Below are 14,256 nucleotides of genomic sequence, written 5' to 3' on the forward strand. Positions count from 1 at the left end.
ACACCTGTATTCCGGCACGGGCCCTGCATTCTTTCCGGCACATGACGTTGTAATGTCGACCTATCTTGCACTATCAGGAAAAACTGCCGAACCAGAGTTCCAACGGCCTGTCAGACCGTCTAGGCTCAGACAATTCCAAGCTCGCTCGAGGTCCTATCGATGACTCAAGAACCACTTGTTCGCGAAGCAGAGGTGGCCGCATTCCGCGACGCCGTCTTGACCAAACTCACCTACGCGGTGGGCAAAGACCCAGATCACGCCTTCGACCACGACTGGTTCGAAGCCATTGCCCTGGCGGCGCGCGATCACATGGTCGAGCACTGGATGGATCACACCCGGCAGATCTACCGCAAAGGTCAAAAGCGGGTTTATTACCTCTCCCTCGAATTTCTGATCGGCCGTCTGCTCTACGACAGCCTGAGCAACCTAGGCCTGCTGGACGTCGCCCGCGAAGCCATGACAGAACTCGGCGTCGATATTGAACGCATCCGTCTGCTGGAGCCCGACGCAGCGCTGGGCAATGGCGGCCTCGGTCGTCTGGCCGCGTGCTTCATGGAAAGCATGTCGACCCTCGGCATCGCCGGCCACGGTTACGGCATTCGTTACGAACACGGCTTGTTCCGCCAGGCCATCGTCGACGGCTGGCAGCAGGAACAGACCGAACACTGGCTGGATTTCGGTAACCCTTGGGAGTTTGAACGACCAGAGGTCGTTTACCCGATCGGCTTCGGCGGCAGCGTCGAAACCGTCACCGACGAAACTGGCAAGTCCAAGCAAGTCTGGACGCCAGCGGAAACCGTTCGCGCGATTGCTTACGACACGCCGGTCGTCGGCTGGCGCGGGGCGAGTGTCAACACGCTGCGCCTGTGGCGCGCCCGGGCCATGGAAGATTTGCACCTGGAACGCTTCAATGCCGGCGACCACTTGGGCGCCGTGGCAGAAGTCGCCCGGGCCGAAAGTATTTCCCGGGTGCTCTACCCGGCGGACAGTACCGAAGCCGGCCAGGAACTGCGCTTGCGTCAGGAGTATTTCTTCGTCGCCGCGTCCTTGCAGGACTTGCTGCGCCGCCATCGCAACATGCACACCTCGGTCCTGACCCTGGGCGATCATGCCGCGATCCAGCTCAACGACACCCACCCCTCGATTGCCGTGGCCGAACTGATGCGGCAACTGGTCGACGTTTACGACGTCGCGTGGGATGCGGCATGGCAAGTCACCGTCGACACGCTGTCCTACACCAACCACACGTTGCTGCCGGAAGCGCTGGAAACCTGGCCGGTCGGTTTGATGGAGCGGATGTTGCCGCGGCACATGCAGATCATTTACCTGATCAACGCCCAGCACATCGATTCGCTGCGGGCCAAGGGTATCCATGACTTCGAGGTGCTGCGTGCGGTGTCGCTGATCGAGGAAGACAACGGCCGCCGCGTGCGCATGGGCAACCTGGCGTTCCTTGGCTCCCACAGCGTCAACGGCGTGTCCGGGCTGCACACGCAGCTGATGCGCAAAACGGTGTTCTCCGAACTGCACAAACTCTACCCGGACCGGATCAACAACAAGACCAACGGCATCACCTTCCGCCGCTGGCTCTACCAAGCCAACCCGGAGCTGACCTCGATGATGGTCGACGCGCTCGGCCCGGATCTGCTGGACAACGCCGAAGAGCGTTTGCTCGGCCTGGAACCGTTCGCCGAGAAAGCCGCGTTCCGCAAGGCGTTTGCCGAGCAGCGGCTGCATAGCAAGAAAGCCCTGGCGTACATCATTCACGAGCGACTTGGCGTTGCGGTCAACCCGGCGGCGATGTTCGACGTGCAGGTCAAACGGATCCACGAATACAAACGTCAGTTGCTGAACCTGTTGCACACCGTTGCGCTGTATCAGGCGATTCGTGCCGAGCCGGAAATCGATTGGGTACCGCGGGTGAAGATCTTCGCCGGCAAGGCAGCGGCCAGTTATCACCAGGCCAAGCTGATCATCAAACTGACCAACGACATCGCCCGGGTGGTGAACAACGACCCGACGGTGCGCGGTTTGCTGAAAGTGGTGTTCTTGCCCAACTACAACGTCAGTCTGGCGGAAAGCATCATCCCGGCAGCGGATTTGTCGGAGCAGATTTCCACCGCAGGCTTCGAAGCCTCGGGCACCAGCAACATGAAGTTCGGCCTCAACGGTGCGCTGACCATCGGCACCCTCGATGGCGCCAACGTCGAAATGTGCGAACGCATCGGTGCCGAACACATGTTCATCTTCGGCCTCAGCGCTCAGCAGGTTGAAGCGCGCAAGCAGAACCATGAATTCAACGCGACGCCGGATATTGCGGCATCCCACCGGCTGAATGACGTGCTGCAAGCGATTCGCGGCGGAGTGTTCTCGCCGGATGATCCTTCCCGTTACACAGGATTGATCGATTCACTGATCGACTACGATCGCTTCCTGGTCTGCGCCGATTTCGACTCTTACTGGGACGCGCAGATGCGCGTTGAAGCCCATTGGCACGATTCGAAGGAATGGTGGCGTTCGGCTGTGTTGAACACTTCCCGGATGGGCTGGTTCTCGTCCGACCGGACCATTCGCGAGTACGCCACGGATATCTGGAAAGCTTTGGAGTAACTTTTAGCAATAATTGCGAGCAAGGCCCGACGGTTGTTGGGCCTGATCGATATACTAAGCGCCGGTTACACCGGGCCAAAGTATGGCTAGGCTCAGTCAAAGGCAATCCAATGTGGGAGCGAGCTTGCTCGCGATAGCGGACGTACATTCAACTTCAATGGTGAATGTACGGGCCCCATCGCGAGCAAGCTCGCTCCCACAAGGTTTGTGTTGTTTCAAACTAGACTGAAGCCCAGATGCTGTATTGCCCGGATTTGCCCATCGCGGGGCCACTTAGGGATATCGACCATGCAATGGATGTTCATGCTGATTGGGCTGGTGCTGGGCTGGATACTCGACGAGTCGTTCAGTGATGCGCTGCTGGGCGGGCTGCTCGGGTTGGGTATTGGCCAGGCCATTCGCATTGGCCGCTTGGGTACACAAGCTGACCAGCAGCGCCAGTTGCTTCAACAGGCGCAGGTGGCGCTGAATGCGGTCGAGCAACGTTTGGCATTGCTGGAGGTGTCAGGCGTCAAGGCGCCGCTAACCAGTGAGCCAGTTGCCAGCGAAGCCGCTGCACCTCCTGAATTCACACTCGACGAAATCCCTGTCGAAGCCCCGGAGCTGATCTGGGAACTCCCTCCCGAACTGGAACCGATGACCGCGGCCGCGGCCGCGGCCGCCGCCGAAGCGAGCCGTCCAGTGCCCGTCGATGCCTGGAAACCCGAACCGGTCGCCCGCGAACCACAACAACCCGCCATCCCGCGTGGCCCGAACTTCATCGACCGCGCCATCAGCGGCGCACGCAACTGGCTGTTCGGTGGCAACACCGTGCTGCGGGTCGGTGTGGTGCTGTTGTTTCTCGGTCTGGCCTTCCTGCTGCGTTATGCCACCGAAGGCATGGTGGTACCGATCGAGTTGCGTTACGCCGGTGTTGCGGCGGCGGCATTGGGTCTTCTGGGGCTGGGTTGGTGGCTTAGAACACGCAACAGCCATTACGCGTTGATGTTGCAGGGCACCGGGATCGCGGTGTTGTACCTGACCGTGTTTGCTGCGATGCGCCTGCATCCGCTGCTCGATCCTACGGCGGCGTTAGGTCTGCTGGTCGCGGTGACGGTGTTCTCGGCGATCCTCGCTATCACCCAGGATGCCTTGGGCCTGGCTGCCGCTGCGGCGTTGGGCGGTTTTGCCGCGCCGATCCTGACCTCCACCGGTGCTGGCAACCATGTCGCGCTGTTCAGCTACTTCGCCTTGCTCAACGCCGGCATCCTCGGCATCGCCTGGTTCAAGGCCTGGCGGCTGCTCAACCTGATCGGTTTCGTCGGCACCTTCGGCATCGGTTTCGCCTGGGGCCTGCGTTCCTATACCCCGGAACTGCTGTGGAGCACCGAGCCGTTCCTGATTGTGTTCTTCCTGATGTACCTGGCCATCGGTCTGCTGTTCGCCCGGCGCAAGTTGCTGGAAATGAGCGACGCACCCGAGGACGACAGTCGCGACGCGTTGCTTCGCTGGTCGACGCGCAAGGGCGATTACGTCGACGGCTCGATGCTGTTTGGTCCTCCGTTGGTGGGCTTCGGCTTGCAGTTCGCGTTAGTCCAGCACCTGGAATTCGCCGCAGCCTTCAGCGCGTTGGCGTTGGGCATGATTTACATGGGGCTGGCACGGCTGCTGATGGGGGGACGAGCGCTGCTGCTGGCGGAAACCTGTCTGGCGCTGGGGGTGATCTTCGCCAGCCTGGCGATTCCGTTGGGGCTCGATGCGCGCTGGACTGCTGCTGCCTGGGCCGTCGAAGGCGCTGGCATCTTCTGGCTGGGCCTGCGACAGCAACGACCGCTGGCCCGAGCCTTTGCCTTGATGCTGCAGCTGGGCTCGGCGCTGGCCTTCCTCAGTGAACTGCGAATTGGCGAAAGCAGCCTGCTGGAAGGGGCACCGTTGGGCGCGCTGATGCTTGGCGTGGCATTGCTGTTCAGTTTCTACCAATTGCGCAAAGCCTTGCCCGAGCAGACGTCGGAATGGGAGCGCAAAGGGCTGCCGGTGTTGGCCTGCCTCGGTCTGACCTTCCTCTATTTGCTGGCACCGTTGTTCTTCTTCACTCACGGCACGACTATCAGTTGGGCGCTGGCGGGGCTGGCGACCTTGTTTGTTGGCTTGCGTCTGCAATCGCGCACCTTCCTGTTCACCGCGTTCGCCGTGCAATTGCTCGGCGGTGCATTGTTCCTGCTGCGGCTGCAAGGTTCGAGCGGTGAGTCCGGCGCTGTGTTCAACGCGGGTTGGAGCGGTTTGCTGAGCGCGTCGTTGATCGGCCTGGCGCTGATCGCCGGCATGTTGCTGGCGGCGCGCGATGAGATGGTCCGAAGCGACGTGAGATTGCTGCGCGGTTTGTCAGTGGTGCTGCTGGCCGGTCTGGTGTTGATCAATCTGGCGGTGCTGTTCGTCCTGCCTTGGCAAACGGCGAGTGCGGTATGGGCGGCCAGCGGTTTGTTCATCATCTGGCTGAGTCTGTACCTCAAGCAGCGCGTGAGTTTTGTCTTCGGTCTGCTGTTGCAGGTCATCGGCGGCGCGGCGTTCCTGATGGCCGGGCCTGATTTGCTCGGACCGCTTGCGAGCGAAGGATTGAAGCCTCTGGCTCATAGCGGTTTCTGGACGCCGCTGGTGTTGGGTCTGGCCGCGATGGTTGGCGCCTGGCGCTTGCAGCTCGGCAACCATGCTTCGGCCTTCGATGTGCTGAGCTTGCAGCGTTTGTCCGAAGTTTTGCTGGTGTGGGGGGCGGGATGGTGGGCGCTGGCGTGGATCAGTGAAGTGCTGCGCTTCGCACCGTTGAATCTACAAGCGACGTTGTTGCTGGCGGTCGCGGCAGTGAGCGTGGCGCTGTGGACAGTCTTGGCGCTCCGCCTGAAATGGTCGGCGCTGGGCTTGCTCTGCACCTTGCTGATACCTGCTGCCGGTTTGGTGTTGCTGGCTGCGTGGCACTCGCGTTATCACCCAGCGGCCAAATTCGGTTGGCTGGTATGGGCGGCCGTGTTCGTCGTGCATTTCCTCTCTCTGCGGCGTCTGGCGTCGATGTTGCCGGCGCGCGCCCTCAGTACCGCCCATGTGCTCGGCTGCTGGCTATTGATCGGTGTGTTGGCCCTGGAGCTGCGTTACGGCCTGTTGCTGTTGTCCGAGCAGTACAACGCCTGGCGCTGGTTGGGTTGGGCGATTCTGCCGAGCCTGTATCTGGTGCTGATGGCGGCACCCCGTGCCTGGCCATGGCCGGTGTCGGGGTATTCGCGCGAATACCGCGTGTACGCGGCAGCACCGCTGGCGTTGCTGATGCTCGGCTGGTTCTGGCTGGCGAACGTCGTCAGCGACGGCACCGCCGAGCCGTTGCCTTACGTGCCGCTGATCAACCCGCTGGAGTTGGGTCTGCTGTTTGCGCTGTTCGGCGTCTACGTGTGGTCCCGCAGCGCTGTGGCGCAACTGGCGATTCGCAAGGACTATGCCGAACACGCCACGCAACTGATCGCTGGCGCCTCGCTGTTTGTGTTCTTCACGGCGCTGGTGATGCGCACTGCCCATCATTGGGGCGGTGTGCCGTTCGAGCTGGAGGCGTTGCTCGAATCCATGCTGGTGCAGGCCGGTCTGTCCATCGTCTGGACCTTGATGGCCCTGAGTCTGATGATCGGCGGCCATCTGCGTCATCGCCGCGAAGTCTGGCTGATCGGTGCGGCGCTGATCGGTGTGGTGGTGGCCAAACTGTTCTTTGTCGAATTGAGCAACCGCGGCGGACTCGCCCGGATCGTCTCGTTTATCGGCGTTGGTGTGTTGCTGTTGGTGGTGGGCTATTTCGCCCCGTTGCCGCCCAAGCGCGCCGAGGCTGTGCCGGAGGCTGAAAAACCGGCTCCGCAAACCGAAGGAGTGTCGTCTTGAGTCAGAAGCTGAACCGTGTCTGGTTGGGCGCTGTTGCGCTGGGTGTGGCGCTGTCGGCCAGTGCTCAGGAAAAATTGGCGGACTTCGCCACGCAGGTGCCATTGTCGGTCAGCGGCGAAGGTCCGTGGTATCGCCTCGAATTGCCGTTGAGCGTGCAACTGAATGCGCGGCAAACCGATCTCAGCGATGTGCGCGTGTTCAACGCCGCCGGTGAGGCTCAGGCGTATGCCTTGGCACGTGCGCCGGCGCAGACCAGCGACAACCGCACCCTGACCGACGTGAAATGGTTCCCGCTGTACAACTCGGCGGATTCCACTGAGCACGCGCCGAGCGTGCGGGTGCAATCGAGTGCCAACGGCACGCTGGTCGAAGTGCAACCGTCCAGTCAGCTGGAGGCGGGCGAAGAAATGCTGCGCGGCTGGTTGCTCGACGCCAGCAGCATCAAAGCACCCTTGCAGCAGTTGATCCTCGACTGGACTAGCGAACGCGACGGTTTCCAGCGTTTCACCATCGAAGCCAGCGATGACCTGCAGCATTGGCAGTCGTGGGGCGAAGGGCAGGTGGCGCGTCTGACGTTCGCCGACGAGCGGGTCGAGCAACATGAAGTCGCCTTGCCGGGTCAGTCGGCCCGGTATCTGCGATTGCTATGGAGCACGCCGCAATCGGCACCGACATTGACCTCGGCGCAACTGCAAAGCGCCAAGACCCGCAGCCTGCCGCTACCGCTTGTCTGGTCGCAACCGCTGGCCGGCAGCAGCGTGAAGGCCGGTGAATACACCTGGCAATTACCCATGGGGCTGAATGTCGAGCGTTTGCAGGTCGAGTTGAGTCAGCCCAACAGTTTGGCGCCCGTGACCTTGTCCGGTCGTCGGGAAAGCAGCCTGCCGTGGCAGCCGCTGAGCAGCGGTTTGCTCTATCGCCTGACTCAAAGTGGCCAGGACGTGGTGCAGAACGAATTGCAGCTGTCAGGGCAAACCGTTCAGCAGTTGAAGCTGACGGTGGACGAGCGTGGCGGCGGTCTGGGGGCCGAGGCACCGACTGTGCGATTCGCCGTGCGCTCCATTCAATTGGTGTTCCTGGCGCGCGGAGCAGGGCCTTATACGCTAGGGCTGGGAAGTGCCACGGTGAAGGCGGCGAGCCTGCCGCTGTCGACGTTGATTCCGGATTACAACGCTGCAAAATTGGCGACATTGAGCAAGGCTACGGTCGAAGGCGGTGCGGTGGCCACGCCAGCGTCGACTGTGACAACGGCTGCGACGATCGACACAAATTGGAAGAAGATCGGGTTGTGGGCGGTGTTGCTGCTCAGTGTTTTGTTTCTGGCCGCGATGGCCTTCAGTCTGTTGCGCAAGCCGCCGGTCAAGCCCTGAAACTGGCAGCAACGCCCGGTGCACATCCGGGCGGTTTCGAACTACGCTCAACCGGGCGCATGAACTCTATTGGGTGTAACACGTCTGATAGGAGGAAATGCGCCCCGACTCGCGTTAAACTGCGCGGGTTTTTAGCCCCCCCATTCCACCGGAGCCTTCCATGTCCCGCGTTACCCTGAGTCGCTATTTGATTGAGCAGACCCGTAGCAATAACACCCCTGCCGATCTGCGTTTCCTGATCGAAGTGGTGGCGCGTGCTTGCAAAGAGATCAACCACGCCGTGTCCAAAGGCGCCCTCGGTGGTGTTCTGGGCAGCATGGGCACTGAAAACGTCCAAGGTGAAGTGCAGAAGAAACTCGACGTGATCTCCAACGAGATCCTGCTCGAAGCCAACGAATGGGGCGGTCACCTGGCCGGCATGGCGTCCGAAGAAATGGACAACGCCTACCAGATCCCGGGCAAATACCCGAAAGGCGCGTACCTGCTGGTTTTCGACCCACTGGACGGCTCGTCGAACATCGATATCAACGCGCCGGTCGGTACGATCTTCTCGGTGCTGCGTTGCCCGAACGAATACCTGAGCCAAAACGAGCCCTTGAACGAAAAGGCTTTCCTGCAGCCAGGCACCGAGCAAGTGGCTGCCGGTTACGCGATCTACGGTCCACAGACCATGTTGATCCTGACCTTGGGCGACGGCGTAAAAGGCTTCACCCTGGACCGCGAAATGGGCAGCTTCGTGCTGACCCATGAAGACATCAAGATCCCGGAGTCCACTCAGGAATTCGCGATCAACGCGTCCAACCAGCGTCACTGGGAAGCTCCGGTACAACGCTACGTCGGCGAATTGCTGGCGGGCGAAGAAGGCCCGCTGAAAAAGAACTACAACATGCGCTGGGTCGCCGCGATGGTCGCGGACGTGCACCGCATCCTGACCCGTGGTGGTCTGTTCATGTACCCACGCGACAGCCGCGAGCCGTCCAAGCCGGGCAAGCTGCGCCTGATGTACGAAGCCAACCCGATGTCGTTCCTGGTTGAACAGGCCGGCGGCGCTTCCACCGATGGCCATCAGCGCATCCTCGACATCAAGCCTGACGGCTTGCACCAGCGCGTAGCGGTGTTCCTCGGCTCGAAAGAAGAAGTCGAACGCGTCACGGCTTACCACAAGGAATAAACCATGACCGCGCCCTGGCAGCCGTTGCTCGAATGGTGGTTCGGAACGCTCGAATCCCCCAACGAAATATCGGCTGACAAGGGCAAGTTGTGGTTCGGCAAGCGCGACAGCCAGGACCTCGAAGCGCGCACGCGTTTCGGGGACTGGGTCGAGCAGGCACTGGCCGGCGGATTGACCGAGTGGGCGCAACGCCCCGAAGGTTGGCTGGCTCTGGTGCTGTTACTCGACCAACTCCCGCGAATGATCTATCGCGACACTCCCAAATCCTTTTCAGGCGATCTCAGGGCTCAGGCACTGGTGGCGCAAGGCATTGCTGCGGATTTCGATCGGCAGTTGCGGCCGATCCAGCGGGTGTTCATCTACCTGGTGTTTGAGCATTGCGAGAATCTGGCGGTGCAGAACGAAGCGGTTTCGCGATTTATCGATCTGGTGGCGCAGCAGCCTGAGGCTGATCGGGCGGTGTTTGCCGATAACCTGGATTATGCCGAACGGCATCAGAAAGTGATTGCGCGGTTTGGACGGTTTCCGCATCGCAATGCGGTGTTGGGAAGGGAGTCTACGGCTGAGGAGATGGCGTTTCTTTCAGGGCCGGGGTCTAGATTCTAGAGCCGCCCCTCACCCTAACCCTCTCCCCAGGGGGTAGAGGGGACTGACCGAGTTGTTCTTTCGAGTGACATCGACCTGAAATATCGAGTCGACCTCAGGTTTCGAAAACCATGAAGATCTGCTCCCTTTCCCCCTCTCCCCCGTGGGGAGAGGGATGGGCGGGCGGCGTTCCGATGAGGGGTGGATCGTGAAGTTTAAATCCGGAAGCTGCCAACCAACTGCTTCAGCCGCGCTGCCTGCTGCTCAAGGTCCGCACACGCACGCAACGTCGCCTGCAAGTTCTCCACACCTTCCTGATTCAGCGTGTTGATCTCGGTAATGTCGACGTTGATCGACTCCACCACCGCCGTTTGCTCTTCCGTCGCAGTGGCTACCGACTGGTTCATCCCGTCGATCTCACCGATACGCTGGGTCACGCTCCCCAGGCGTTCGCCCGCCTGGTTGGCGATGCCGACGCTGCTTTCGCTCTGGCGCTGGCTGTCGGTCATGGTGATCACGGCTTCCCGGGCGCCGACTTGCAGTTCCTCGATCATCTTCTGCACTTGCTGCGCCGAATCCTGAGTACGGTGCGCGAGGTTACGCACTTCGTCCGCTACCACGGCAAAACCACGACCGGCTTCACCGGCACGGGCCGCTTCGATGGCGGCGTTGAGTGCCAGCAGGTTGGTCTGCTGGGAGATGCTGGTGATCACTTCCAGAATCTGCCCGATGTTCACGGTGTTGCTGTTGAGTGTTTCGATATTGCCGCACGAATCGCTGATCTTCGCCGAGAGCTGCTGCATCGCCGCGATGGTTTTATCCACGACTTGCTGACCGTCTTCGGCCAATGCGCGAGCATCGCTCGAATGCTGAGAGGCGAGGGCGGCGTTCTGAGCAATTTCCTGGGCGGCGGCGCCCAGCTCGTTGATGGCGGCGGCGACGCTGCTGGTGCGCGAGGCTTGCTGGTCGGAGTTGAACATCGACGAGTTCGACGCGGCAACCACACGCAAGGCGACTTCGTTGACCTGGCCGGTGGCCGAGGACACTTCGCGAATCGAGGTGTGAATACGCTCCACAAAACGGTTGAACGAGGTGCCCAGCGCACCAAATTCGTCCTGGCCGTGAATGGTCAGGCGTTTGGTCAAGTCACCTTCGCCTTCGGCGATGTCATGCATGGCGCGGCCCATGGTCAACAGCGGCTGCATCAGGAAGCTGATCAGCATGCCCAACAGCGCGATGATGATCACCACGGCAATGACCATGGCGATGATCGCCGAGGTGCGGAATTCGCTGAGCATCGAGAACGCGGTGTCCTGATCCAGCACCAGCGCCACGTACCAGTCTGCCGAGGGCACACCGTTGACGTGGGTAAAGGAGATGAATTGAGCCTTGCCGTCGATCTCGACTTCTTTCATGCCCGGGCTGACTTTCGGCGCGCCGTTCGGGTAGGCGTCGGTCAGGCTCTTGAGCACCAGCTTGCTGTCCGGGTGGATCAGGATCTTGCCGTCGGCACTGACGATAAACGCATGGCCGTGGCCGCCGAAGTTCAGCGAGTTGATGATCGCGCTGACGCTGGACAGGTCGATGTCTGCGCCGGCGACTCCGATCATTTGATTCTGATGTTTCACCGGAGTGGCAACGGTGATCACCAGTTTGCCCGACGATGCGGCGATGTACGGTTCGGTGACGATGGTCTGTTGCGCACCGTTGGCCGCCTTGTACCAGCCACGGGCGCGGGGGTCGTAATCTGCCGCACGATTGCCGGCCGGGACCGAGAACATCACGCCGTCGGTGCCACCGAAGTAGCTCAACTGAAAATTGCTGGTGTAGGCGGGCAGGTCGATGGCGCGCTTGAGGTTGGCCGGGGCGCTGCCGTCCACGGCGATCTGCTGGGACAGCGATTGCAGCAACTGGATGCGGCTTTCCAGCCAGGTCTGGATGTTGCTGGTGGTCAGGCTGCCGAGTTCCTGCATCGAGGATTCGGTACTGCTGCGCAGGGTTTGCCGCTGGCGGTAGTCGTTGAAGAGGATGAAGCAAGCGAATGCAACGGCCACCACGAGGGCGGCAGCCAACAAGATCTTGTGGCTGAACTTCATGTTTCTGGTCATTAAATGAGCTACCGCGAAGAGGCTGGTCAACAAAGGGGCGTCAATTTGCCACAGTCGTGGGCTTTGCGCTGCTTTTATGTCGACTGACCGGCGCCAAAGATTAGGCGGCTTTTTGCGAAAACCGACGAAATACTCAATAGCGAAAGAAAGTTGCTGATTTTTCGAAAAAAGGTAGACGAGCGGCCTGATAAATAGCCGGCCGACCAGGGAACCAGACAGGGGTTTTCTCTTCTAAGCTTCAGCTTGGCAGCCATGCCATTCCCCTTCGCCCCAGGAGCTACACCATGTCGCTGCGTTCTATCGCCCTGCTTTCGTTCTGCGTGTTGTTGGCCGCTTGCAGCAAGATCAATCAGGAAAACTACTCGAAGCTGTCGTCAGGCATGCCCAAGGCCGAGGTAGAAACCTTGCTGGGCAAACCCGCTGATTGCTCGGGCGCGCTCGGCATGTCCAGTTGCACTTGGGGCGACAAGAACAGCTTTATCAGCGTGCAGTACGCCGGTGACAAAGTGCTGATGTTTTCCGGCCAAGGCCTGAAGTAATCCGGGGCTATGCGCCCACGGGAGAAAAACAATGAAACGGTTACTGATAGTCCTTTTAGCCGGCCTGGTATTGGCCGGCTGCGCCACTTCCGGCGTAGATCCGTTGGCACCGAAAACCGTCAACAGCGTCAATCTCAAGAAGTACCAAGGGACCTGGTACGAGTTGGCTCGTCTGCCGATGTATTTCCAGCGCAACTGCGCGCAATCCGAAGCCCATTACACGCTCAAGCCTGACGGCAAGGTGTTGGTGCTCAATCGCTGCCTGACGGCAGACTGGCAATGGGAAGAGGCCAAAGGCGTGGCCTGGCCACAGGAGCCGGGCAAAACCGACAAGCTGTGGGTCGAGTTCGATACCTGGTTTTCGCGGCTGATTCCGGGTGCGGCGAAGGGAGAGTACTGGGTGTTGTACGTCAGCGATGACTACAAGACCGCCATTGTTGGCGACCCGAGCCGCAAGTATCTGTGGCTGCTGTCACGGACCCCGACGGTCAATGGTGTAGTGCGTGAGGAACTGCTGAGCAAGGCGCGTCAGCAGGGTTACGACACTACGCGGCTGATCTGGCGCGCGACCGATACGCAGATGGCCAAGACTTCGAACTGATTACTCCGCTACTGATCGTTCCCACGCTCCGCGTGGGAATGCAGCCCGGGACGCTCCGCGTCCCAAAGCGGACGCAGAGCGTCCATTGAGGCATTCCCACGCAGAGCGTCACTAGTGTCCGGTAAAAACCCAAGGGGGAGCTTGCTCCCCCTTGCTGTGCCTGCTTCGTAAGCAATAATCAGGTTTTCAGACTCGATTTTCGCCCATGTTCAGCAGCACTCGATTTGCGCAAATGCTCCAGGCCCTTCCTCATCAGCTCTTCAAAGCCGCCGTCAAACGCTGTGGCGCTGATCGTTACGCCAAACAATTCACGTCCTGGGATCTGCTCGTCACGTTGATTTTTGGCCAGCTGACACAAGCCAAAAGCTTGCGCACGTTGGCGACAGCTTCACAGTCGCTGCAACCCCATCGTCACCACCTCAACGCCAAGAACATGGTGCGTTCAACCCTTTGTGATGCGTTGAACAAGCGCAGCTCAGAGCCGTTTCGGCTGGCCTGCGAGCACCTGCTTCAGGGCATTGGCCGCAAGCAGCGCAAGTCGCTCGAAGCCATGATCACCCTGATCGATTCGACCTCGATCAGCCTGCGCGGACCCGGTTTTGACGAATGGACCACCGCGACGAAAACCCGCATAACCCAAGGCTTGAAGGTGCATGTGGCCATCGATCCACAGCAAACAGCCCCGACTTACGTAAACATCACCGCCGCCAACGTCAACGATCTGAGCGATGCCCTGACCATGCCGCTTGAAGCGGGTATGACGTACGTTTTCGACAAGGGTTACTGCGACTACAACTGGTGGCACCAGATTGATCAGATGGGTTCTTTCTTCGTCACACGACTGAAGAAAAACGCCAATCTAAAGCCGGTAGAAAACTTGAGGGAACAGGATGCACCGGAATTCATTGAGGCGGATGAATCGGTCTTGTTCGGTAAGAAATACCTGAACGCTCGACGTCCGAATCACTACCAAAATCAGGCTGTGCGTCGGGTTCAGATCCGCCGAGAGGACCACGAAACGCCATTGATTCTGGTCACCAACGACTTCTCTCGCTCAGCGGAGGAGATCGCCGATCTGTACAAGCAACGTTGGCAAATCGAGCTGTTTTTCAAGTGGATCAAGCAAAACCTCAAGCTCAAACGGTATTTCGGCTTCTCTGAAAATGCCGTTCGTTTGCAGATCTACAGCGCCTTGATTACCTATCTTTTGCTGCATCTTTATCAGCGCCGTTCAGGTTGCTCCGGGTCTATTTCAGACTTTGCCATTCGGCTAACCCACAGCTTGTTCGAACGCCCATTAAGCATCGAACACCTGGAACACCGAAGGCAAAAGCGAACAAAGCTGAAGGCTGCCCAAGGCAGCCTTCAGCTTTGAAAAGGTTTT

Annotated in this window: 9 protein-coding genes; 8 read left to right on the forward strand and 1 reads right to left on the reverse strand. The window is 60.0% G+C overall.

Annotation, left to right across the window (positions count from 1 at the left end; translation table 11 throughout):
- Window positions 1-159: 159 nt before the first annotated feature.
- From ACYZTZ_RS29785 to ACYZTZ_RS29805, 5 genes are all read left to right on the forward strand, one after another.
- Window positions 160-2,610, forward strand: a complete 2,451-nt coding sequence (locus tag ACYZTZ_RS29785; RefSeq protein ID WP_462000499.1) for a glycogen/starch/alpha-glucan phosphorylase — start codon at window positions 160-162, stop codon at window positions 2,608-2,610.
- A gap of 288 nt (window positions 2,611-2,898) precedes the next feature.
- Window positions 2,899-6,498, forward strand: coding sequence for a DUF2339 domain-containing protein (locus ACYZTZ_RS29790; protein WP_462000500.1), 3,600 nt, complete (start codon window positions 2,899-2,901; stop codon window positions 6,496-6,498).
- A complete protein-coding gene (locus ACYZTZ_RS29795) occupies window positions 6,495-7,868 on the forward strand; it encodes a DUF3999 domain-containing protein (protein WP_462000501.1) in 1,374 nt (457 codons plus the stop codon). Before ACYZTZ_RS29790 ends, ACYZTZ_RS29795 begins: the two co-directional genes overlap by 4 nt.
- 160 nt (window positions 7,869-8,028) lie before the next feature.
- Window positions 8,029-9,039, forward strand: coding sequence for a class 1 fructose-bisphosphatase (locus ACYZTZ_RS29800; protein ID WP_056741101.1), 1,011 nt, complete (start codon window positions 8,029-8,031; stop codon window positions 9,037-9,039).
- A gap of 3 nt (window positions 9,040-9,042) precedes the next feature.
- Complete coding sequence (locus ACYZTZ_RS29805) at window positions 9,043-9,645, forward strand: DUF924 family protein (RefSeq protein WP_462000502.1); 603 nt, start codon at window positions 9,043-9,045, stop codon at window positions 9,643-9,645.
- 194 nt (window positions 9,646-9,839) lie between these two features.
- Here the strand turns inward: ACYZTZ_RS29805 and ACYZTZ_RS29810 are convergent, their stop codons facing one another.
- Window positions 9,840-11,732, reverse strand: coding sequence for a methyl-accepting chemotaxis protein (locus ACYZTZ_RS29810; RefSeq protein WP_462000503.1), 1,893 nt, complete (start codon window positions 11,730-11,732; stop codon window positions 9,840-9,842).
- A gap of 284 nt (window positions 11,733-12,016) precedes the next feature.
- On the opposite strand from ACYZTZ_RS29810, the gene ACYZTZ_RS29815 reads away from it, so the two are divergent.
- The 3 genes from ACYZTZ_RS29815 (at window position 12,017) to ACYZTZ_RS29825 (ending at window position 14,247) form a co-directional block, all read left to right on the forward strand.
- Window positions 12,017-12,271 (forward strand): lipoprotein, encoded by a 255-nt coding sequence (locus ACYZTZ_RS29815; RefSeq protein ID WP_033055306.1) that lies wholly within the window; start codon window positions 12,017-12,019, stop codon window positions 12,269-12,271.
- Between the two features lie 31 nt (window positions 12,272-12,302).
- Window positions 12,303-12,872, forward strand: coding sequence for a lipocalin family protein (locus ACYZTZ_RS29820; RefSeq protein ID WP_462000504.1), 570 nt, complete (start codon window positions 12,303-12,305; stop codon window positions 12,870-12,872).
- A 205-nt stretch (window positions 12,873-13,077) separates the two neighbouring features.
- On the forward strand, window positions 13,078-14,247 hold the full coding sequence (locus ACYZTZ_RS29825; RefSeq protein ID WP_461998629.1) for an IS4 family transposase: 1,170 nt from the start codon (window positions 13,078-13,080) through the stop codon (window positions 14,245-14,247).
- Window positions 14,248-14,256: the final 9 nt, after the last annotated feature.

This window comes from Pseudomonas sp. LB3P58, assembly GCF_054897895.1.

Excerpts from the sequence above, each read along its gene's own strand:
- ACYZTZ_RS29800 (WP_056741101.1), top strand. The coding sequence starts at position 8,029 with ATGTCCCGCGTTACCCTGAGTCGCTATTTGATTGAGCAGACCCGTAGC.
- ACYZTZ_RS29820 (WP_462000504.1), top strand. The coding sequence starts at position 12,303 with ATGAAACGGTTACTGATAGTCCTTTTAGCCGGCCTGGTATTGGCCGGC.
- ACYZTZ_RS29825 (WP_461998629.1), top strand. The coding sequence starts at position 13,078 with ATGTTCAGCAGCACTCGATTTGCGCAAATGCTCCAGGCCCTTCCTCAT.
- ACYZTZ_RS29790 (WP_462000500.1), top strand. The coding sequence starts at position 2,899 with ATGCAATGGATGTTCATGCTGATTGGGCTGGTGCTGGGCTGGATACTC.
- ACYZTZ_RS29815 (WP_033055306.1), top strand. The coding sequence starts at position 12,017 with ATGTCGCTGCGTTCTATCGCCCTGCTTTCGTTCTGCGTGTTGTTGGCC.
- ACYZTZ_RS29810 (WP_462000503.1), bottom strand. The coding sequence starts at position 11,732 with ATGACCAGAAACATGAAGTTCAGCCACAAGATCTTGTTGGCTGCCGCC.
- ACYZTZ_RS29805 (WP_462000502.1), top strand. The coding sequence starts at position 9,043 with ATGACCGCGCCCTGGCAGCCGTTGCTCGAATGGTGGTTCGGAACGCTC.
- ACYZTZ_RS29785 (WP_462000499.1), top strand. The coding sequence starts at position 160 with ATGACTCAAGAACCACTTGTTCGCGAAGCAGAGGTGGCCGCATTCCGC.